Annotated in this window: 15 protein-coding genes and 1 pseudogene; 11 read left to right on the top strand and 5 right to left on the bottom strand. The window is 41.7% G+C overall.

What is annotated here, in order from left to right:
- Positions 1 to 146 precede the first annotated feature (146 nt).
- From ACFSTH_RS03225 to ACFSTH_RS03215, 3 genes are read right to left on the bottom strand one after another with little or no spacing between them, the layout of a single operon-like run.
- Complete coding sequence (locus tag ACFSTH_RS03225; RefSeq protein ID WP_377769637.1) at positions 147 to 611, bottom strand: GNAT family N-acetyltransferase; 465 nt, start codon at positions 609 to 611, stop codon at positions 147 to 149.
- Between the two features lie 37 nt (positions 612 to 648).
- A complete protein-coding gene (locus ACFSTH_RS03220) occupies positions 649 to 1,380 on the bottom strand; it encodes a response regulator transcription factor (protein ID WP_377769638.1) in 732 nt (243 codons plus the stop codon).
- Positions 1,373 to 3,256: a sensor histidine kinase gene (locus ACFSTH_RS03215; protein ID WP_377769639.1), complete on the bottom strand. Its 1,884-nt coding sequence runs from the start codon at positions 3,254 to 3,256 to the stop codon at positions 1,373 to 1,375. The genes ACFSTH_RS03220 and ACFSTH_RS03215 overlap by 8 nt, the downstream gene beginning before the upstream one ends.
- Positions 3,257 to 3,454: 198 nt before the next feature.
- Here ACFSTH_RS03215 and ACFSTH_RS03210 point away from each other — a divergent pair, with 198 nt between their 5' ends.
- The 9 genes from ACFSTH_RS03210 to ACFSTH_RS03170 all read left to right on the top strand — a co-directional run bounded on the left by ACFSTH_RS03210 (position 3,455) and on the right by ACFSTH_RS03170 (position 14,691).
- Positions 3,455 to 4,771, top strand: a complete 1,317-nt coding sequence (locus ACFSTH_RS03210) for an ABC transporter substrate-binding protein (protein WP_377769640.1) — start codon at positions 3,455 to 3,457, stop codon at positions 4,769 to 4,771.
- Positions 4,772 to 4,803: 32 nt separating this feature from the next.
- Positions 4,804 to 5,673, top strand: coding sequence for a carbohydrate ABC transporter permease (locus ACFSTH_RS03205; protein WP_377769642.1), 870 nt, complete (start codon positions 4,804 to 4,806; stop codon positions 5,671 to 5,673).
- Positions 5,670 to 6,497 (top strand): carbohydrate ABC transporter permease, encoded by an 828-nt coding sequence (locus ACFSTH_RS03200; protein ID WP_377769643.1) that lies wholly within the window; start codon positions 5,670 to 5,672, stop codon positions 6,495 to 6,497. Before ACFSTH_RS03205 ends, ACFSTH_RS03200 begins: the two co-directional genes overlap by 4 nt.
- 34 nt (positions 6,498 to 6,531) lie before the next feature.
- Positions 6,532 to 7,353 (top strand): helix-turn-helix domain-containing protein, encoded by an 822-nt coding sequence (locus ACFSTH_RS03195; RefSeq protein WP_377769644.1) that lies wholly within the window; start codon positions 6,532 to 6,534, stop codon positions 7,351 to 7,353.
- A 114-nt stretch (positions 7,354 to 7,467) separates the two neighbouring features.
- Positions 7,468 to 9,678 (top strand): helix-turn-helix domain-containing protein, encoded by a 2,211-nt coding sequence (locus tag ACFSTH_RS03190; RefSeq protein WP_377769645.1) that lies wholly within the window; start codon positions 7,468 to 7,470, stop codon positions 9,676 to 9,678.
- 140 nt (positions 9,679 to 9,818) lie between these two features.
- Entirely contained in the window at positions 9,819 to 10,802 is a 984-nt protein-coding gene (locus tag ACFSTH_RS03185) for an ABC transporter permease (RefSeq protein ID WP_377769646.1), read from the top strand.
- Positions 10,796 to 11,695: a carbohydrate ABC transporter permease gene (locus ACFSTH_RS03180; protein WP_377769647.1), complete on the top strand. Its 900-nt coding sequence runs from the start codon at positions 10,796 to 10,798 to the stop codon at positions 11,693 to 11,695. Before ACFSTH_RS03185 ends, ACFSTH_RS03180 begins: the two co-directional genes overlap by 7 nt.
- Before the next feature lie 28 nt (positions 11,696 to 11,723).
- Entirely contained in the window at positions 11,724 to 13,310 is a 1,587-nt protein-coding gene (locus tag ACFSTH_RS03175; RefSeq protein WP_377769648.1) for an extracellular solute-binding protein, read from the top strand.
- Positions 13,311 to 13,551: 241 nt separating this feature from the next.
- On the top strand, positions 13,552 to 14,691 hold the full coding sequence (locus ACFSTH_RS03170; protein WP_377769649.1) for a glycosyltransferase: 1,140 nt from the start codon (positions 13,552 to 13,554) through the stop codon (positions 14,689 to 14,691).
- Between the two features lie 656 nt (positions 14,692 to 15,347).
- On the opposite strand, the gene ACFSTH_RS03165 is transcribed toward ACFSTH_RS03170, so the two are convergent.
- Together ACFSTH_RS03165 and ACFSTH_RS03160 are read right to left on the bottom strand one after the other, a co-directional pair.
- Positions 15,348 to 18,233: a beta strand repeat-containing protein gene (locus ACFSTH_RS03165; RefSeq protein WP_377793595.1), complete on the bottom strand. Its 2,886-nt coding sequence runs from the start codon at positions 18,231 to 18,233 to the stop codon at positions 15,348 to 15,350.
- 70 nt (positions 18,234 to 18,303) lie between these two features.
- The gene (locus tag ACFSTH_RS03160) at positions 18,304 to 18,651 is read right to left on the bottom strand and encodes a hypothetical protein (protein WP_377793593.1); all 348 of its coding nucleotides are present in this window, start codon (positions 18,649 to 18,651) and stop codon (positions 18,304 to 18,306) included.
- Positions 18,652 to 19,420: 769 nt separating this feature from the next.
- Here ACFSTH_RS03160 and ACFSTH_RS03155 point away from each other — a divergent pair.
- A pseudogene (locus tag ACFSTH_RS03155) lies at positions 19,421 to 19,627 on the top strand (transposase); the annotation flags it as partial.
- 321 nt (positions 19,628 to 19,948) lie between these two features.
- Positions 19,949 to 20,425 (top strand): GNAT family N-acetyltransferase, encoded by a 477-nt coding sequence (locus ACFSTH_RS03150; protein ID WP_377769653.1) that lies wholly within the window; start codon positions 19,949 to 19,951, stop codon positions 20,423 to 20,425.
- Positions 20,426 to 20,574 lie beyond the last annotated feature (149 nt).

Below are 20,574 nucleotides of genomic sequence, written 5' to 3'. Positions count from 1 at the left end.
GCAGAGTATAACAATAAAGTAAGCATAATCTCGCCTACGTTTATTTTACTATCTTAATCGTGTATCCCCCTCGCTCTACAGGAATGCTGAGCAAAGGGGATACGCTTGTAAAGGGATCAAAGGGGAGAGGATAGTGTCGAATGAAGTTATGGCTGGATGTGAAATTGCACAATTTCCAAACCTTCAGCAACTTCTCTTCTTGTCGTTTCTACAAATCCGTGACGTAGGTAGAAATGAATAGCAGGAGAATTTTTTGCTGCTGTTGCTACGATTGCTGTGTGGAAATTTTGTTCATGGGTCAGGACAAATTGTAGTAAGCGTCCGGCAATCCCTTTTTTGAATTGTTGAGGATGAACAAACAACCGATGTATATCTAGTACACCGGCTTCTTTTTTGTAAGAGATAACTCCACTTAAAACTCCGTCTATTTCGTATCCATAAAAGGTTTCTCCGCATCGTTGCAGCGTAGGAACCGTATCTTGCAGTGGTGGTAGTGCAGAAAAATTAATTAATTGTGCTTCGACCGCATAAGCAGTGAGTTGCAATTCCAAGACGGCGTTCGCCACCTGTTCCGTTGTTATATCTATATTTTTGATAGAATAGATCATCATTAGTCGTTCCTTTCATCAGCTCAAATGAGTCCCTCTGTTATCCATGTCTAAACTCACTTGGGGTCATGCCTACGTTTTGTTTGAATATGCGACTGAAATAGTAGGGATCAGCGTATCCGACGTGATCACCTACTTCTTTAATCGGCAAGTGAGGCTGGTTTTGTAAAAGTGATTTTGCTTGATTAATGCGTAATTTCATAACATAGCGGGAAGGGGCTTCGCCGGTATGTTTTAAAAAAATTTTACTTAAGTAGGCAGAGGAAAAATTGAATTTTGCAGCGATTTGTTCCATATTTAAGTCTTGTTTGAAATTGTTTTTCAAGTACTGTTTTACTTGTTCAACGGTAGATTCGACAGAAAGAGTAGTATGAACAATTTCGTTTTGTTTATTGTTTTTTACTGTTTGCAACGCATCGATAAGCTCTTTGTTTTTAATCGGTTTTAATATATAATGATTAACTTGAAAACGCATCGCTTCACGAGCATATTCAAAATCGGCATAACCACTAGTAATAATGACAGCTATACTCGGAAAATCACTATGAATTTTTCTAATGAGTTCCAGCCCATCCATCATGGGCATTCGGATGTCGGTAATAAGCAAATGGGGTGGTTGTTTAGAAATAATTTCTATCGCCTGCTTACCATTACTAGCTTCACCAATAATTTCTATCGCTAGATTAGCTTTTTTTATTTTTCTAATAAGTCCTGAGCGGATAAGTTCCTCATCTTCAGCTACGACGACTGTAAAAGGTTGTTCGTTATTCATGTTGTCCTCCTTGTAAAGGGCCACCGATCCAAACAGATGTGCCGCCTTGTTCATTAGCTGTAATATGAAATATTTTTAACTCCCCGTACATTAACGTTAGTCGCAAATAAATATTAATTAACCCCATTCCGCCTAATTCTAGTGCAGGAAATTCTTTATTAGCTGCAATGTTATCTATTCGCTCTTGCCATTGCTGCATGGCTGCTACGCTCATACCTGCTCCATTGTCAGCGACTTCGATGAGCCATTGGTTTTTATCGTCGGTCACTGTGCCAGTTACGATCAATTGCCATGGTGGTTCGTTGCTTGTAGCATATTTGATGGCGTTTTCCACTAACGGTTGAATCGATAATTTGGGAATTTTTTGCGTTAATAGTCGTTCATCGACAGCGTAGCTGTATTGCAAATTAGACCCAAAACGCACTTGATTAATCGCAATAAAACTAGCCGAATGATCCAGTTCTTCTTGAATCGTTACCGTTGCGGAATCAGCAGAAATGTATCGCAAAACATCGGACATATGGTCAATCATATCCACAATTTGTTCATTCATTTGTAGCTCAGCCATTTCTTGAATATTCGCAAGTGAATTGTATAGAAAATGTGGATTCATTTGCGATTGCAAAGCATTGAGTCGCGACTGCAATTGTTGTGATTCTGCTAATAATAGTGCATCCAGTGATTCTTTTAAACGGTGATTCATATGTTGAAAAGCGTAATGAAGTTCATTAATTTCTTTGATGCCGCTGCTCATTTTTTGTTGTGCAATGACGGAGGTTCCGATGTTTTCAAATGAAATATTACGGACAGCTCTATTCATGCGATAGATGGGTAGCGCAATTTTATTTGCTGCCAACAATGAAAGTATCATACCAATAATTAAAAGAATACAAGCAGCGATAATTAAGTTTTTAGTAAATTGCGTCAATGGTTGAAATAGTTTCTTTTCGGACACAACTAATACGGTATGCCATTTGGTTAATTCGGAATAGTGGATAGACAATAACTGCTCTACTCCAGTATCTGGGTGACGAAATGGAACCGATTGGTACGTACTGGCTGTTTGATCCGGTTGCAAAAATTGACTATAATGCTGCATCGCATCGCTATTGCTTGCGACTGGATAGATTAATGCTCCTTGTTCGTCAAAGACGTATATTTCTCCTTCATTATCGTCATTGGCGATATATTCATTGGCACGATGAAAGATGCGATTGAAATATTGTTTGATCTCAACCACACCGATCGGTACGTTATATTCATCAAATAACAGCCGATATAAACTCATCGTATAGAGCCCTTGTTGGGAGGAGACGTAGCGAGACATTTCATAATCAGCAATTGGTCCGATTATTACTTTGTGAAACTCTCCGTTCAATAGTTGATCAAACTGTGGTTTATTTTGCAAGTCATATTTACGTTCACGATTATCAAAACCGTTACCATATACTCTACCGTCAAACGTATACAAATAGATTTGTTCAACCGGTCTTGAAGGCCCAATAATAGCGGTTAATACTTCTGTCAACGCCTTCATATCTAGTGGTAGAGCGCTATTAATAGATGGATATAAAGGAAGTTCATCATTATCTCGCTCATTTGTATTATCTAATTTCATATATCGTTGGAATCGTTCTTTTACCATATTGGAATAAATAATGTCCAAAGAGACCGTATTCATTTTTTCAATTTCACTGTTGATATGTGTTTGTACCGATTCACCCATGCTCTCCAATGTTTGGAAGGCATTCTGTCTTAGTATATCTGTTGACCAAAAGTAGAATAAACCTACGAGAAAAGAGAAGACAATAACAATGATAAGTGAATATACAGCGAAAAGTACTGTCCTAATATTACCAAAGTATTTTTTCATCATACCTCCTTGCTACAGCGATAGAAAGTTATACTTAGTATATTGCCTGTCAAAATTAAATTTGTAAAGCTCTTTGTTTACTAAATTGAAAGCGGTTAAATATATACAAGTTTTGAACAGATTTATACATGGTGACTTTTATGATAGCGTTTTATACTAAATAGCATAACTAATTTTACATAATCAACAGGAGGTAAAAAAATGATGAAGAAACGTTTGTTTATAGTAATGAGTCTTATTTTGACCGTTGTTTTAGTAGCGGGGTGCGGTAGCAAAAATGAAAGCGATTCCTCAAATGGAGAGAAAAAAGGGAAAAAGCTGACGTATATGGCTAGTCAAGGCTGGGTTACTAATGCCGAGATGGAATTAGCTAAACAATTTGAACAAGAGACAGGAATTAAAATAGATTTTCAAATTGTGCCGTCCGATCAGTATATGAACATTATTAAAGCGAGACTAAATTCAGGTGAAGGTCCTGATATTTTCGGAGGACAAAGCGGGGTAAGTGAACTAGCTCTCAATTATAACGTGGAAAAAAATGCTGTTGATTTGAGTGATATGGAGTGGGTGAATCGCATTGATCCGTTGTCGCTAGAGCAGCTTACAATTAATGATAAAGTATATGGTCTTACGATTTGGGATACTTATAACAGCTTTGTCATAGGCTACAACAAAAAAATATTTGCAGATTTACAATTGGAGATACCAAAAACATACGAAGAGTTTAAAAACCTATCTATTAAAATTAAAGAAGCAGGTATTGAACCGATCTATGAGCCGATTGCTGATGGCTGGCACCACGTCATGTGGTTTACAGAAGCAGGTCCACAATATGACAAATTAGAGCCAGGATTATATGAAGATTTGAATCAAAATAAACGTAAATTTGTAGATAGTGAAGTTATGGTCAAAGCACTAGAACAAATGAAAGAAATGTATGATTTAGGTCTGTTTGGAGAAAACTCGTTCTCAGATATGGGTTCAGAAACTCCAGCCAAATTGGGAAGCAAGCAATATGCAATGTCTCTAACAGCTCAAAGCGCTATTATCGATATTGTTAATGAGTTTGACGAATATACGATGGACGATTTCGGATTTTTCGTATTGCCGATAGCAGATAACCAAGTGTACTATATTAACCCAGGTGGTCCAAGTAAATTTATCTACTCTGATTCCAAACATGTGGAAGAAGCAAAAGCTTACTTTGAATTTATAACAAGAGAAGAAAATCTACAGTACTTATTGGATAATGACAAAATAGTTGCCAACTTGAACTTTCCAGGTTTGAAAGATAAGTATAGTAGTGAACAGAAAAAGTTGTTTGAAGCTTATCCGGAACGTGGCGTAGACATGCAAAATTATATTACTTATTTTAATCCGCAATGGATGGATATTGCCAAAGATATGGTAGCGATGCTATCTGGTGTTATGGAACCAAAAGAAGTACTAGAAAACATTGATACACGAAGAGAAGAGATGGCAGTAATCGCTAAAGATCCTCATTGGACGAACGAGTAGTAGCTGAACTATAACGAAATGAGGGGATTACAATGATCCGTAAATCTTACCCAATTTATTTTGCAATAGCGGCAATTGTACTATATACGATTTTTTTTGTAGCACCCGGCGTTATGGGGATCTATTATTCCTTTACCGATTGGAACAGCTATACAACAGAAGTTAATTTTATCGGGCTTGATAATTTCAAAAAAATATTTACCAGTAATACAAATTATGTAGGGTTTATTGAAAACACATTAATCTTTACAGTTAGTACCGTTATTTTAAAAACATTGCTAGGTTTGTTGTTCGCGATTGCGTTAAATGAAGGAATAAAGATGAAAGGTTTTCACCGAGTAGCACTATTTCTTCCATCGATTTTGCCTATGCTTGTAGTTGGTTTGATTTTCAAATCGATACTTCATCCTGCGACAGGATTGCTTAACGAAACGTTGCGTTTCATTGGTCTAGATGTAATGACCCAAAAGTGGCTTGTTGACTTGGCATGGGCGTTTAAATCGATTATAGCTGTAGACATCTGGAAAGGTGTCGGCTATATTATGATTATTTTGTTAGCTGGATTGCAGTCGATATCCAAAACGTATTATGAAGCAGCATCAATCGACGGAGCGAATGGATGGCAAAAGTTTATTCACGTGACGTTACCTTTATTGATTCCATCGTTGCTAGTAACTACTGTACTAAATATGTTACACGGATTAAAAGTATTTGAAGTCGTATATGTGTTGACCAATGGTGGTCCAGGAGATGCAACGGATGTTATTTATACTTCCATATTTAAAGAATTCTCCTCAGGAAATTATGGGATGGGAACAGCCTTATCTACAGCACTATTTGTCGTAATGACGATACTCGGTTACTTTGTAATTCGTGTCATGGCAAGGGAGGATGACCAATGATGAGAGGGAGTAAAGCTATTGTTTCACTTGCCCGCAATATATTTGCTTGGTTGTTAAGTATTATCATGCTTTCGCCGCTTGTCTTAGTACTCATTAACTCCTTAAAAACGAGAAGCGAAGCTAGTTCCATGAATATGTCGCTCCCTGCCAAATTCCAATGGGAAAACTATTTAGTTGTTATACAAGAAGGAAAGCTATTTCAATCTTTTTTTAACAGTTTACTTTATGCCGGTGGTTCGACGATTCTTAGTGTATTGTTTGCAGCAGCGGCGGCTTATATATTTTCCCGTAATCGGACGAAATGGAATAAGTTTTTGTACTTCTATTTAATTATGGGAATAGCGATGCCGGTTAACTTTGTTACATTGATGAAAGTGATGCAAATAACTCATTTAATCGATACACAGCTAGGTATTATATTAATGCTAGCAGCGTCGGCAATTCCGTTTAGCGTGTTTTTAATTTATGGGTTTGTTAGTTCGGTTCCAAAAGAGTTGGATGAAGCGGGCATAGTCGATGGTTGTTCACCGATCAGATTGTTTGTTTCCGTTATTCTTCCATTATTAGTGCCTGTGCTATCTACGGTTTCTATATTGAACTTTATGGGAGCGTGGAGTGACTTTATCCATTCCTTGTACTACTTGAAAGATTCTGCGAAATGGCCAATGACGTTAGCAGTTTATAACTTCTTTGGACGATTCCAAGTGAGCTGGAATTTAGTATCTGCAGATATTGTACTGACAACATTGCCAGTCATCATTATCTATTTGCTCGGTCAGAAGTATATTATTTCTGGAATGACTGCTGGTTCTGTCAAAGGGTAACGGATAAAGGTGCATAACAGGAGGATGATAGATCATGAATTGGGACATTAACCGTATCGTTACTAGCTCGAGTAAACAATTATATCGTCCCGAAAATAATTTGGAACTGCATGTCATCGTGCAGGGAGAAGCGGTATATCAATGTGGCGAACATCGATTCGTCGCTCGAGCAGGCGGGATAGTACTATTTCGACCGTATGAAACAACATACACGATAATACCCAAACAAAACCAATGGTTTACCTGTTTGCGATTTACCTTTTCACCGACACTCATTCACCAATTGCCAGACGGCGATCGTTTATTAGCATCCTTCTATTCTTTAGAGAAAACACAGTGTTTGCAAAATGATTCCATCGTCCTGCGCTCGCTGGTGCAAGCGGCTTGCGATGCTTGGCAAGTACAGCAAGAGGAGAAAAATAGATTAAAGCGATATGCTAAAGTGATAGATGTATTAGCTAGTTTACATGCTTTACTGCGTGAGCAACTATTATTATCTGAAGCGACAGATGAAACAGGTGTCTATACGGATACTAGTATGAATGAGGCGATTGCTTATATTGTAGAACATGCGAACCAAGATATTGATATGCAAGTGTTAATTCGGACAGTCGGTAAAGGAAAGACCCAGTTTTACGCTGATTTTCGTAAACTAGTTGGTTTAACACCGAATCGATTTGTCCATTACTTGCGTATCCAAATGGCAGCTCGTTTGTTGAAGCAATCCAATCTTAGTATTACAGCTATCGCATTGGAATGTGGCTATCATTCCATTCCTTATTTTAATAAACATTTTAAGCAGTTTTGGCAGCAATCTCCCCGAGAGTTTCGGAATTCACAGCGTGCGACAGGATAAAAAGCTATTTTTTCTAAAATAGTTATCGAAAAAGGTGTTATATTTACTTATCGAGAATAAACTACTTGCAATGAATTTATAATTGTAGGTAGTTTTTTTGTGGGGGGATAAGGTATGCAGATAGACAAAACGAAACAAAGTACTTTTTTTCATAAATATTTATGGTCGTATTTGTTTTTTTTGTTTGTTTCTTTAACGATTAGTATTTATGCGTATCAACAGTCCATTTATACGATGAAACAAGAAGCTGAACAGTTGAATGAGACGATTCTTACCCAGAGTGAAGCAGCTTTGCATGACGTGTTGTCAGAAATTAAAGAAACAGTAGCATTGTTGTCCCTCGATACAGACGTATTGCAACTGATGATTACAGCTGACTATCCTTGGCAGCCAGAAGTGATCTACCAGTTTTCTGAGCTGCAAAAAAACAAACTAAGTATGTTATCGACGAGCCCAACTTTTTCGCAATTATTTATTCATTTTAATCATAGTGATGCAGTCCTATCCAAAGATGCGGTATGGTCGCTCACCGATTTGCCACTTCGTATTAATGATGAATCGTACGCTGATTGGATAAAACAAGCGATTGCAACTAAGCGTGTCAATCAATTTATCCGGTTGGAAAGTGTTTCGAATCGCAGTCATACCGAGCCATATTTAGCTTATATTAGTACGTTACCTATGAGTAACCAGCAGTTGATAGATGGGGCAATCGTTATATTCATAGAAGAGAAAAGTATTACACAATTGTTTCAACAATTATTAGCGGAAGAGTCTGCATTTGCGATGATATGGGATGAACAGCAACAGTTATTAGTGGCAGAAAACCGAGCGCATCATGAGCTGCCAAGCGAGCTACAGCTTGCTACAGTAGGAGAAATACGGACGAAGGTGCAGGATGAATTACTGTTAACGAGCTATCATTCCCCTTATAACGGATGGCAGTATCAAATTGGCATTCCTACCAAACATGTTTTCGCTAAAGCCGATAATTTGAAAAGGTTAAATATGATGATTTTGGCGATTGGGCTTATCGTAGGCACATTAGCAGCACTTTGGTTAGCTTATAGAAGTAGTCGACCAGTAGCAGAGTTATATGATTCGGTTCGTTCTTTAACTCGTACCGTACAGCATCATACCATGTTGCAAATAAGAGCTAATGAGCAAAAAAGTGCTTTGCAGCAAGCATGTTTGGAGCGGGCTATTCGCGGACGATTTGCTGATGCGGGGGAGTTAAGTCATCATTTTGAACAAGCAGGTTTAGCTTTAGCTGGAAACTGGTACGCGGTAGCTATTGTAAAATTACTGCCCAATGTATACATAGAAAAAGCGGCGTTGAACGAAGAACAATTATTGCGCGTCATACAGGAACAATTGGAGGAGTTATTCGTTTCTGTAGGTTACATTTGTCGATTGGGGCAAGCGGAATTAGCAGTTGTTTATGTTATAACGGAGCAAGTGGCGAATGCGACATTATGGCCAGAGCAATTACAATCGATGCAAATGGATTGGTGGCATGAATATTATTGTCGGACGGCGATAGCGACAGGTTTATTTTATAACCAACCGCTGCAGATTTGGCGTTCTTATAACGAAGCATTACAAGTATTAGATAGCGAAAAAGTGTTGGAGCACGTGACGATTCATCATTATGAGCAGCTGCAGCTACCGACAGATCACTATTATTATCCGTTAGAATTGGAAATGCTGGTAACGAAAAGTGTTCAAACAGGCGATCTGGAACAGTTGGAGCAGTGGCTGACACAATTAGATATTCAAAATTATCAGTTGCGTCAATTAAGTCAAAAGAATGAACGTCTTTTATTGGATGAGTTACTAGCTACCGTTTACAAGTTAGGCGACCAGTTTAAGCCAGTATGGGATGAAGTTTGGCCTGAGCGAAACGATAGAAATGAGCTGTCCACAATTAGTATTTCATTTGCCCAAGTAACGTTACTTTTGAAAAACTGTTGTATGCAAGTGCATGAAAAACGGTTACGCAAACAACATCAATTATTTACTTCGATTAAGGATTATATCGATCAACATTATAGCGATTATAATTTGAGTTTATCGTTAGTAGCCGAGCAGTGTAAACAATCGGAAAGCTTTGTATCGGTATTTTTTAAAGAACATATGGGCATTACTTTTTCGGAGTACGTGGAGCAATTGCGTTTGGAGGCAGCGAAAGTATTGCTAACAGATATGGATCAATCGATAGCTATGATCGCCGAAACGGTTGGCTATGGCAATGACAAAACTTTCCGTCGGGCATTCAAAAGGGTATATGGCATTCAACCGACCAGTTATCGAAAAAACCAGTAATGATCAAGAAAAATAACGTATAAAAAAACTAAAGTATGCTCCAAATGAAATGTACCTTTACCAAATTTAACGCTCCGCATATGCTGATGTTGATAGCGCTGTCATAGCGCAGTTAACATGTAGTAAAGGGGGGAGCGCGGATGAACGAAACGGCTATACAAGCAAAGTTGAAAAGTACCCGACATGAGAAATGGAGATATTTGCTGTCCAAAATTAAAAAACAACGAGTCCTATTGTTACTATTACTACCTGCTGTTATTTACTTTATTATTTTTAATTATGTGCCGATTTATGGTGTGTTAATTGCCTTTAAAAATTTCAAGTTGCAAGAGGGTCAAAGTTTTGTGGAAGCAGTTTTCTATTCGAAGTGGACGGGGACGTTTGGACTTGATCATTTTATTAATTTTGTGAATGGGCCATTTTTTTGGAAGCTGTTACGCAATACGTTTGTGTTAGGGTTGTACGGTATTTTATTTGGCTTTCCTATTCCGATTTTATTTGCTTTGTTATTAAATGAAGTTCGGAAAAAGTTTTATAAAGCGTTCGTGCAAACGGTTAGTTATTTACCTTATTTTTTATCTGTCGTTGCTGTAGTTGGCATGATGAAAATGATTCTTTCCCCAGGTTCCGGAATCGTTAATCAATTACTTACTAGTATTGGGCTGGAACCGATTTATTTTATGGCTGACGCAAGTTGGTTTCGCTTTTTATTTACTTCTTCTGGCATCTGGACATCGATGGGAATGGGGGCGGTTATATATTTGGCTGCTTTGTCAAAAGTAGACCCAGAGCAATACGAATCAGCGGTTATCGATGGCGCTTCCCGTTTGCGACAAATATGGCATATTACATTGCCAGCGATAAAGCCGGTAGTAGTCATTACTTTAATTTTGAATATGTCAGGGGTACTCAGTGTAGGGGCGGAGAAAATTATATTAATGTATAACTCGCTAACGTATGATACTGCTGATGTGTTTTCTACTTTTGTTTATCGTCGTGGTTTAGTAGAGCTCGATTTTAGCTTCGGTGCTGCCGTTGATCTATTCAATGCGATTGTAAACGTATGTTTCTTAGTAGCTGCCAATTACATTGCAAGAAAGGTGGCGGACGAAAGCTTATGGTAAAAGATCACTCGGTTAGTTCTCGAATATTGGATATTGTCGTCCATGTCGTCATGATATCCGTAGTCATTATAACGATTTTACCGATATTGCACGTCGTTTCGATCTCTTTTAGCGATCCAGCCGAAATTGTTCGAGGTAGAGTAGGCTTGCTACCTGTAAAATTCAATTTATCCGCATACTATACTATTTTATTTGAAAACGCTCACATCGTTAAATCTTTTATGAATTCAATTGTTATTACGCTCGTGGGGACAGCGCTTAACGTGTTATTTACAACAACTGCTGCTTACGTACTGTCCAAAAGCGATCTTGTCTTTCGACCATTCTTTTTAATATTAGCGATTATGCCGATGTTTTTTTCTGGTGGAATTGTGCCACAGTTTTTATTAGTAAAGTCGCTGGGGTTAATGGATTCCATTTGGGCGGTTACTATTCCTGTTTTAGTTAGCTCATGGTGGCTAATGATTATGATTTCATTTTTTCGCAATTTTCCAGCGGAGTTGGAAGAAGCGGCACGATTGGATGGTTGTGGTGATATTCAAATATTGCTGCGAATCGTACTGCCATTATCCATGGCATCTGTTGTCACCATTGCTTTATTTTATGGGGTTAGTCATTGGAACTCCTACTTTTCTGCCATGCTTTACTTTCGTAGTTACGATAACTATCCTTTGCAGCTTATTTTACGAGAAATTGTGTTGCAAAACACACTGGCAGAGCAACTTGCTGCTCAAGGGAATACGGCATTGGCGGAAGACTACAGTTCATTGATTACACCGGAAAGTGTGCAGTATGCGACATTAGTTATTTCCATCGTTCCTATGCTGCTCGTTTATCCATTTATCCAAAAGTACTTTGTGCAAGGCATGATGATTGGTTCATTGAAAGGCTAATAGCATGAAAAACCAAGGGGGCAACGCTATGTTAACGAATAAAATTCGCAAAGTGATTGGTCTAACTGCTTTATCTTTTGTGTTAGCATTAACCGGGTGTGCTAGTGGAGGTAAATCCGAACCGACGAATACGGCGACAACGGAGAAACAGTCGAATCAAACGACGGGTGGAGAAGCTTCAGCGAGTGCTGTGAAGGTTACGGTGGCAACGATGCCTAAATATCCTCCTAATAAATTGCCCAATACGTTTATGGAAGAAGTAGAGAACCGGTTTGAAATGAAGTGGGACTTACAATCGATTCCGTTATCTGCTGGTATTGAAAAGTATAGTGTTATGTTTGCATCGGGTGATTATCCTGATTTTATCCCCAATATGAATAGTCCGACTAATGTGGCAAAATGGGCGACTGCCGGTTACTTATTGCCAATTAGTGATTATATCGATCGGCTGCCGAATTATCGTGCACTATTTACGGATGAAGATTGGGAGTTAGTGATGGAGTTCGGAACGACGAATGGCAAACTGTATATGTTACCGAGCACTTCTAGTAGTGATCCGATGACGTGGATATATCGCAAAGATATTTTTGACAAAGCTGGCATTACTAATTTTCCAACGACGACGGATGAATTGTATACTGTGTTGAAAAAGTTAAAAGAGCTTTATCCACAAAATGTTGGTATTGGTGTGCGGGGAGGCAATGAAAATACGGGAGTTAAAAACTTAATAACTGGATTCAGACAGGCATTCCGTAATCCGCACAATACGTATACGAAAGGTTTCTGGAATGACCCAGATCAAGGAGATCAGGTCGTATGGACATTAGCGTCCACCAAACATCGTGATATGCTGTCGTATCTAGCCAAACTATATGCCGAGGGATTAGTAGAAAGAGAGTTTGCTACCATTACACAAGACCAATGGAAAACGAAGCGGCTAAACGGGCAAGTGTTATTGGATTTTCAATATGCTAGTCACACCGTTGAACCTGCGTATGAACTAGTGGATATTCCGGGTGGGCAGTGGGAGTACGCACGAGAATATGTAAAAGCAACGGATCAACCTGCGCTAGATTTTAAATTGGTAAACTTTGCATTGTTCGGTCCAATCTTTAGCAACAAACTAGCGAAAGAACCAGAGAAGCTAGATCGTTTATTGGAATATGTAGAGTGGGGAGCAACAGAAGAAGGACAGCTATTCCATCAAGCAGGGCTTGAAGGTGTAACCTATGAACAAGTCGATGGAGCTTTGCAATATAAAGATGACTACAACAGGCAACTAGTAGCCGAGCAACATGGATTTGACTGGTGGTTAACCCAAAGTGAAGAATTTATGAAATCAGATCCGATGTATTTGAAGAAAGTCGAAGCAATGGAACAAGTGGCAGACAACTACAATGTGATGCCAAGAAGTGCACCGCTAACAGAAGAAGAACAAGAATCGATCAATGTAAAAGTAAGTGCCCTAGAAGATGTCGCCTATCAATTTGCCACCAAAGTAATTATGGGCATCCTCAATATAAACGATGACAAAGTATGGGAATCTTACTTGAACGATTTGGAGAAAGTAGGGTTTTCAGAAGCGTTAGCAGTGTACAAAAAGTATTTGGAGTAGTGGTGTAAGGGCTTGAATGTTGTCAAAAATTTAGTATTTCGCTTTTTGTTTAGAACAGTTTGGCATCTGCTTCATGTACTATGTCTATCTTATGGTAGATGCCAAATTATTTCTAATGGTTCTATAGATTTGTAAGGAAACATATAAATGAAGTGGACCGATAGATTGCTATAAAATTTGACGAGGATGAAGGAGCGATCGTAAGGAAAAACTAGCAGCTCACCTTAAGGAGGTATTTCGGATGCATTCACTGACACTATCACTGGTCATGATTGTCAAAAATGAGGAAGCTTCTATTGGCCGCTGTTTAAGCAGCATCCGTTCGTATGTGGATGAGATTGTGGTTGTCGATACGGGTTCCGAGGATGGTACGATCGACATTTGCCGCTCGTTTGGCGCCAATGTTTATTCGTTTCCCTGGAACGGAAGCTTTGCAGATGCCCGCAACTACGGACTGGAGAAGGCGCAAGGGGACTGGATTTTCTGGCTCGATGCCGACGAAGAACTGGCTCCGCTAGACGGACAATCATTGAAGGAATTATTGGCAGGCAGGGCTGAGGTGATTCTTTCGGTTCGCCTGATCAATTACGTCGGAGCCACCGCGAACGACAACGAGGCCTACCTGATTCACCATCCTCGACTCTTTCGTAACCGTATGGGCTTCCAATTCATTTATTCCATCCATGAAACGTTGAATGTTACCGATATACTGCCTGAGCTTCATGCTTCAGCGATGGGGAGCATTCCGGTCAACATACGTCATTATGGCTACCTCGACGCTTACGTATCCTCCAAAAACAAATTCGAGCGCAACATGACCTCTCTTCAGAAAGCATTAAAAGACGATGAAGCCAATCCATGGCTTGAATATCATATTGCAAGTGAATATTATCGGGTACAGCAATACGACAAAGCTTTCGAGTATGTCAACTTGTCTATCGTCCGGTTTCTGCAAGTGCGTACTACGCCTCCCTCCATGCTGTACAAATTGAAATATGCCATTTTGCTTGCCACCGGAAGCATTAACGGCGCCTGGCCGGGAATCGATAAAGCAATCGAACTTTACCCGGATTATGTGGATCTCCATTTTTTCAAAGGAGTTTTCTTGTACCTGAAAGGCTGGTATTCGCAAGCGTTGCAAACATTCGAGCATTGTCTCTCTCTAGGAGAGTCCAATATTCAACATCTTACGGTCAAGGGAGCGGGAAGCTTCCATCCATTATTCTATATGGGAAAATGCCATGAAGCGCTTGGCGACGATCAGCAGGCAGCCGGTTTCTATACGAGCGCATTGCGTCTTGCAGACGGCACTTATCCGGAGGCGCTCGCCGCTCTTGACAATCTGACCGAAACTGACAAGCCCTTCGAGCAAAATCCCTAGAGGCACGATCAGAACACTGCTTATACGAATTTATGAGGTGGGAGGAAAGTAGATGTCACAACCGAATATAACGCCTACATGTGAGTGTCGTCGTCGCATCATTTTCCGGACTTACAGCTCTAAACTGCAGCGTCAATGGAAAGGGTCATCGGAAACACAAATACACGAGAATAACCTCCTCGAATGGAATGAGATCAAGCTAATAAATGATGTTGTCGGTTTATATATGATGTTGCGCTCGGGACACTCTCTACGCAAGCGAATCGCCTCCTGAAGTACGGCTCGCAGGATGCGTAGGTTGGTTTCCGATTAACGAAAGGGGCAATGAGGCTGTAGTGAAACGCGGCCCTTTGTTCCTGCAACGATGGATCCATGGCGATAAAGAGTGTTCCCCTTGGCTCCATTCTGAGGTACCGTCAAAAGATTCGACATAAGAGGGCTTTGCAATATTTTTCTTTTTAGTAAAATTAATATAAAAATGAGCGAAAGTTTATGACTATGAATGGCAGTACAGCCTCCGGCTGCACACGCCATTCATAGTCCCTCATCTACGTCACCCTTAGCAAGAAAAAACGGCTCAGTTTCCCGACAGGGAAACTGAGCCGTAACAGGGTACTTCAAAAGAGGCTTCTCTACATTATATTTCTGAATAAACACTAAGCCAGTTGTACAATTTCCAAGTGAGATGCATCATACCCATTATTATAACTTATATTGCCGGGCTGCTCGCTGCCCGCTGTGAGTGGACTAGTGGTCTCAACACGCACTACGCGTGATACTGTACCATACCCATAGGTAGTTGGAGAAGCAAATGCTGACCCCGAACCCAGTAATTTCACCCCATCTAGAGCTATATATATAGTTCTATTTCCAATATTAGGGCTAAGAACATAACCCAATGAACCTGTAACCAGATAAACCCCTGGTTGCAGAGTAATCACGCCCGTTCCACTATTAAAAGAAATATTTGGAGTGGTGCTAGGAACAAGTTCGTTATTAAATGGAATGGGGTCATCAGCATTGAGTGATAAAGCTTGACCAGTGCCAGTGCCCCACATAACGGACAGGTATCCTAATACAGCAGAACCTGAACCTGGAGGTCCTGTAGTTCCTGTAGCACCTGTAGTACCTGTAGCACCTGTAGCACCGGCACCTGTGGCACCTGTAGCACCTGTATCACCTGTAGTTCCTGTAGCACCTGTGGCACCTGTGGCACCTGTATCACCTGTGGCACCTGTAGCACCTTTTCCTGCAATCAACGTATAGTCCGGTGAAGTGCCGGGAATGCCTGTTGGCGGAGCGGTATTTACCAAATAAGTGCTGCCATTGAATGTGACGACTTGACCAACGTTGTACGTCGGTGCGACTCCTGGGTTGAATAGAATACTTCCTAGTAAGCCTACACCCGGAGGACCTGTAGCTCCAGTTGGACCTGTCACACCACTTAATACTTCTTCATAATCCGGTGAAGTTCCAGGCGTTCCGCTAGGCGGTGCGTTGACCACTACATATAGTTTTCCGTTATAGGAAATAACTTGCTCCTCGGTTAGGTCACCAGCTGTACCCGGATCCCACGTATTAATGCCGTCTAATCCAACTCCGGTAGCCCCAGTTGCGCCAGCAGCTCCAGTATTTCCTGTAGCTCCAGTCGGACCTGTCACACCACTTAATACTTCTTCATAATCCGGTGAAGTTCCAGGTGTTCCGCTAGGCGGTGCGTTGACCACTACATATAGTTTTCCGTTATAGGAAATGACTTGCTCCTCGGTTAGGTCACCAGCTGTACCCGGGTCCCACGTATTAATGCCGTCTAATCCAACTCCGGTAGCCCCTGTAGCTCCTGTAGCCCCAGTCGGACCTGTCACACCACTTAATACTTCTTCATAATCCGGTGAAGTTCCAGGTGTTCCGCTAGGCGGTGCGTTGACCACTACATATAGTTTTCCATTATAGGAAATGACTTGCTCCTCGGTTAGGTCACCAGCTGTACCCGGGTCCCACGTATTAATGCCGTCTAATCCAACTCCTGTAGCCCCCGTAGCTCCTGTAGCCCCTGTATCTCCTGTAACGCCTGTAGCCCCTGTAGCCCCTGTATCTCCTGTATCTCCTGTAACACCAGCAGCTCCTGTATCTCCTGTGGCACCAGTTACTCCAGCAGCTCCTGTATCTCCTGTGGCACCTGTCACTCCAGCAGCACCAGTAGCGCCTGTATCTCCTGTAACACCAGTGGCACCTGTATCTCCTGTCACTCCAGCAGCACCAGTAGCACCAGTTACTCCAGCAGCGCCTGTATCTCCTGTGGCACCAGTTACTCCAGCAGCGCCTGTATCTCCTGTGGCACCTGTTACTCCAGCATCACCAGTAGCGCCTGTATCTCCTGTAACACCAGCAGCACCTGTAGCTCCTGTCACTCCAGCATCACCAGTAGCACCAGTTACTCCAGCATCACCTGTAGCTCCTGTAGCTCCAGTAACGCCAGTAACGCCAGCATCACCAGTAGCACCAGTTACTCCAACAGCGCCTGTAGCGCCAGTAGCTCCTGTAGCTCCTGTAGCTCCTGTAACACCAGCAGCTCCTGTATCTCCTGTGGCACCAGTTACTCCAGCAGCTCCTGTATCTCCTGTAGCTCCTGTCACTCCAGCATCACCTGTAGCTCCTGTAGCTCCAGTAACGCCAGTAACGCCAGCAGCACCAGTAACGCCAGCAGCACCAGTAGCACCAGTAGCACCTGTAGCTCCTGTCACTCCAGCAGCACCTGTATCTCCAGTAACGCCAGCAGCACCAGTAGCACCAGTTACTCCAACAGCGCCTGTAGCTCCTGTAGTTCCTGTAGTTCCTGTAACGCCAGCATCACCAGTAGCACCAGTTACTCCAGCAGCTCCTGTATCTCCTGTAGCTCCTGTAACGCCAGCAGCGCCTGTATCTCCAGTAACGCCAGCATCACCAGTAGCACCAGTTACTCCAGCAGCGCCTGTATCTCCAGTAACGCCAGCATCACCAGTAGCACCAGTAACGCCAGCAGCACCAGTAGCACCAGTAACGCCAGCAGCGCCTGTAGCACCAGTAACGCCAGCAGCGCCTGTAGCACCAGTTACTCCAGCAGCTCCTGTATCTCCAGTAACGCCAGCAGCGCCTGTATCTCCAGTAACGCCAGCATCACCAGTAGCACCAGTAACGCCAGCAGCGCCTGTAGCACCAGTAACGCCAGCAGCGCCTGTAGCACCAGTAACGCCAGCAGCACCTGTAGCTCCTGTCACTCCAGCAGCGCCTGTAGCTCCTGTCACTCCAGCAGCGCCTGTAGCTCCTGTCACTCCAGCAGCGCCTGTAGCACCAGTTACTCCAGCATCACCAGTAGCTCCTGTCACTCCAGCAGCGCCTGTAGCTCCTGTAACGCCAGTAGCCCCTGTAGCACCTGTCGGGCCGGATGCTGCTGCCGGTATAAGTAGCTGATAGTCCGGTGATATACCAGGTATGCCGGACGGTGGACTGTTCACAATAATATAAACAGCCCCGTTGTACGTAATTAGTTCGCCAATTGCCATTATTAATGTTCCTCCTTGTATGAAGTATTTCTTACTCTTTATCCTTAGCGTTGAATAAGACGATTTCTCTTTAGTTGATACGGGCAGCAGAGATTGTTGCGTTGAAGACAAGATTCGTGGTTCCCGAGCCTATAAAATACATGCCGATCACCGTATTAATCGCCGTCACGGTGAATATGATCGTATTGCTCGCCGTTGTTCCCGCATTAGATATGATCGTCGTGTTCGGGATCGGTACAGTGTTCACACGAAGCTCTACCGGTACGGACAAGGATCCGCTTGCAGAATACGAGATCTCGTATTTGCCCGGGTTCAGAATGATTTCCGCCCCGTTGCTGGAGATCGCACCGTTCGAGGTCCCCGGAGTTGCCAGCGGAATGTTCTGGTTGGTCGTGAGCGGTCCGAGAGTCGACGCCAAGCTATATTGGCCATTCTCCAGGAAAGCCGGACCCGTTTCCCCGGTCGCCCCTGTCGCACCTGGTGCTCCTGCTGTCCCGGTTGCTCCCGTTGCTCCTGGTGCTCCTGGTGCTCCTGGTGCTCCCGGTGCACCCGGTGCTCCAGTCGGTCCTACGGGTCCGCCGGCGGGGCCAGTTGGCCCGGTTGCTCCCGTTGGTCCCAAGAGCGTAGGTGCAGCCAGAATCGACTCCATCTTGTCATGGAGCGTCATCTCCTTGCGGGTGANGGGTAGCCCCCGGCAATGTCCCCAGGGCATACTGTAGCTTCTCGCCCTCAGCATTAATAATGTGACTTAATCCCAACTCCTCCATAGCGATGGAGGCCAGAACCAGATTTACAACTTCATCACGTGTTAAACTGATCGTCGGTGTGATGCTTGGAATATTGGGCAGTGACAATATAATCCCTCATTTCTCTTAAATTTTTACTCACTTTTATTCATGAGCTAGCATTAACATATGTTGCATATTCGATTATGGCGTGAGCGATTTGGCTATCTTTGAATCAAAATAGACAAACCAATAGGTAATTCAGCAGGCTCTTCGTCACTATAAGTTCAAATAAAGACTATCAAATAGGCAATCGTCTTCGAAACGCAGGCAAAGTGGATCGGCTATACTAAGTTAGACAGAAAAATTAAGGGGTAGTAGAATAATAGAAATAGATGAAGGAGTGGAACTACTAGCCTATCCAAACAAAGAAGAACATTCACAGCAGCATGTAAGAAACAAATGGTTGATCTCTATGAAAATGGTAAACCTAGAGTGTCAATTATGAGAGAATATGAGCTTACATCATCAGCATTAGATAGAAGGATGAAACAAGCGCAAACGACAGGTTCTTTCAAAGAAAAGGATAATCGATCCGCAGAAGAAAACGAACTTATCACACTACGAAAGGAAATTCAGCAACTTAAGATGGAGAACGATATTTTAAAGCAAGCAGCGCTGATCATGGATTTATTTACATATACGATAGCTCAGTTTTGTACCTTGATCGCTCTCTAAGTACCAAAGGTTGCCCATATGTTAATGCTGTTGCAGAAGCTACATTTAAATGTATGAGAACAAAATTTACTTATCAAATTACGTTCTGTACTCTTAAGCAATTATAAATAGAATTATTAGGGCCTATGTCCATTGGTTTAATAAATAAATGTGTTAATAATATTGCACTAAAAGGAACTAAATGGTGCTGAGCGAATGGGATACGCTTTATAGCATGCTAGTCGTCAAAAATAGAGAGAGGAATACTAGAAAATGGTTATTGTAGAATTTGAAGAAGCTGATACGGAAGAAATTGTTTCTTTGTTTTATGAAACCGTTCATTCGGTTAATGCAAAAGGTTATTCCCAAATCGAATTAAATGCTTGGGCACCATTGGAAGAAAAGACTGCAAAGTTAGCTGCATGGAAGGTTTCATTAGGTCGGAATCTATCCTATGTCGCAAAAGTAGATAATCAAGTAGTAGGTTTTAGTGATATGACACATAGTGGATATTTAGATAGATTATACGTTCATCATTGTTATCAAGGTCAAGGGATAGCTACGGCTTTAGTTGATAGACTGGAAAATGAAGCGAAAAAAATAAATCTGCTTGAAATTGCTACCGACGCAAGTATTACAGCTAAACAGTTTTTTGAACGGAGAGGTTTTATGACTACTTGTCCGCAAACTGTGGAACGTAAAGGTGTGAAACTGATCAATTACAAAATGATAAAAAAACTAGATAGTTAGTTTGAATCACTTCATACTGCTCACTCCCTCAATTTGAACGGGATTACTCACGCATGCTCGCTTATTCGCAGGATCTCAGATAACTCGGATGAGATGGAACGACATGAAGGGATAGAAACCGTTAGTAACAATGGATTGGAGCAGTCAAT

Origin of the sequence: Paenibacillus yanchengensis (genome assembly GCF_042684845.1) — a bacterium.
Classification (GTDB): Bacteria; Bacillota; Bacilli; order Paenibacillales; family Paenibacillaceae; genus Pristimantibacillus; species Pristimantibacillus yanchengensis.
This window is presented reverse-complemented; position numbering and strand designations above follow the sequence as displayed.

Excerpts from the sequence above, each read along its gene's own strand:
- ACFSTH_RS03175 (WP_377769648.1), top strand. The coding sequence starts at position 11,724 with ATGTTAACGAATAAAATTCGCAAAGTGATTGGTCTAACTGCTTTATCT.
- ACFSTH_RS03185 (WP_377769646.1), top strand. The coding sequence starts at position 9,819 with ATGAACGAAACGGCTATACAAGCAAAGTTGAAAAGTACCCGACATGAG.
- ACFSTH_RS03200 (WP_377769643.1), top strand. The coding sequence starts at position 5,670 with ATGATGAGAGGGAGTAAAGCTATTGTTTCACTTGCCCGCAATATATTT.
- ACFSTH_RS03150 (WP_377769653.1), top strand. The coding sequence starts at position 19,949 with ATGGTTATTGTAGAATTTGAAGAAGCTGATACGGAAGAAATTGTTTCT.
- ACFSTH_RS03220 (WP_377769638.1), bottom strand. The coding sequence starts at position 1,380 with ATGAATAACGAACAACCTTTTACAGTCGTCGTAGCTGAAGATGAGGAA.
- ACFSTH_RS03165 (WP_377793595.1), bottom strand. The coding sequence starts at position 18,233 with ATGGCAATTGGCGAACTAATTACGTACAACGGGGCTGTTTATATTATT.
- ACFSTH_RS03190 (WP_377769645.1), top strand. The coding sequence starts at position 7,468 with ATGCAGATAGACAAAACGAAACAAAGTACTTTTTTTCATAAATATTTA.
- ACFSTH_RS03195 (WP_377769644.1), top strand. The coding sequence starts at position 6,532 with ATGAATTGGGACATTAACCGTATCGTTACTAGCTCGAGTAAACAATTA.
- ACFSTH_RS03215 (WP_377769639.1), bottom strand. The coding sequence starts at position 3,256 with ATGATGAAAAAATACTTTGGTAATATTAGGACAGTACTTTTCGCTGTA.
- ACFSTH_RS03180 (WP_377769647.1), top strand. The coding sequence starts at position 10,796 with ATGGTAAAAGATCACTCGGTTAGTTCTCGAATATTGGATATTGTCGTC.
- ACFSTH_RS03225 (WP_377769637.1), bottom strand. The coding sequence starts at position 611 with ATGATGATCTATTCTATCAAAAATATAGATATAACAACGGAACAGGTG.
- ACFSTH_RS03205 (WP_377769642.1), top strand. The coding sequence starts at position 4,804 with ATGATCCGTAAATCTTACCCAATTTATTTTGCAATAGCGGCAATTGTA.
- ACFSTH_RS03210 (WP_377769640.1), top strand. The coding sequence starts at position 3,455 with ATGATGAAGAAACGTTTGTTTATAGTAATGAGTCTTATTTTGACCGTT.
- ACFSTH_RS03170 (WP_377769649.1), top strand. The coding sequence starts at position 13,552 with ATGCATTCACTGACACTATCACTGGTCATGATTGTCAAAAATGAGGAA.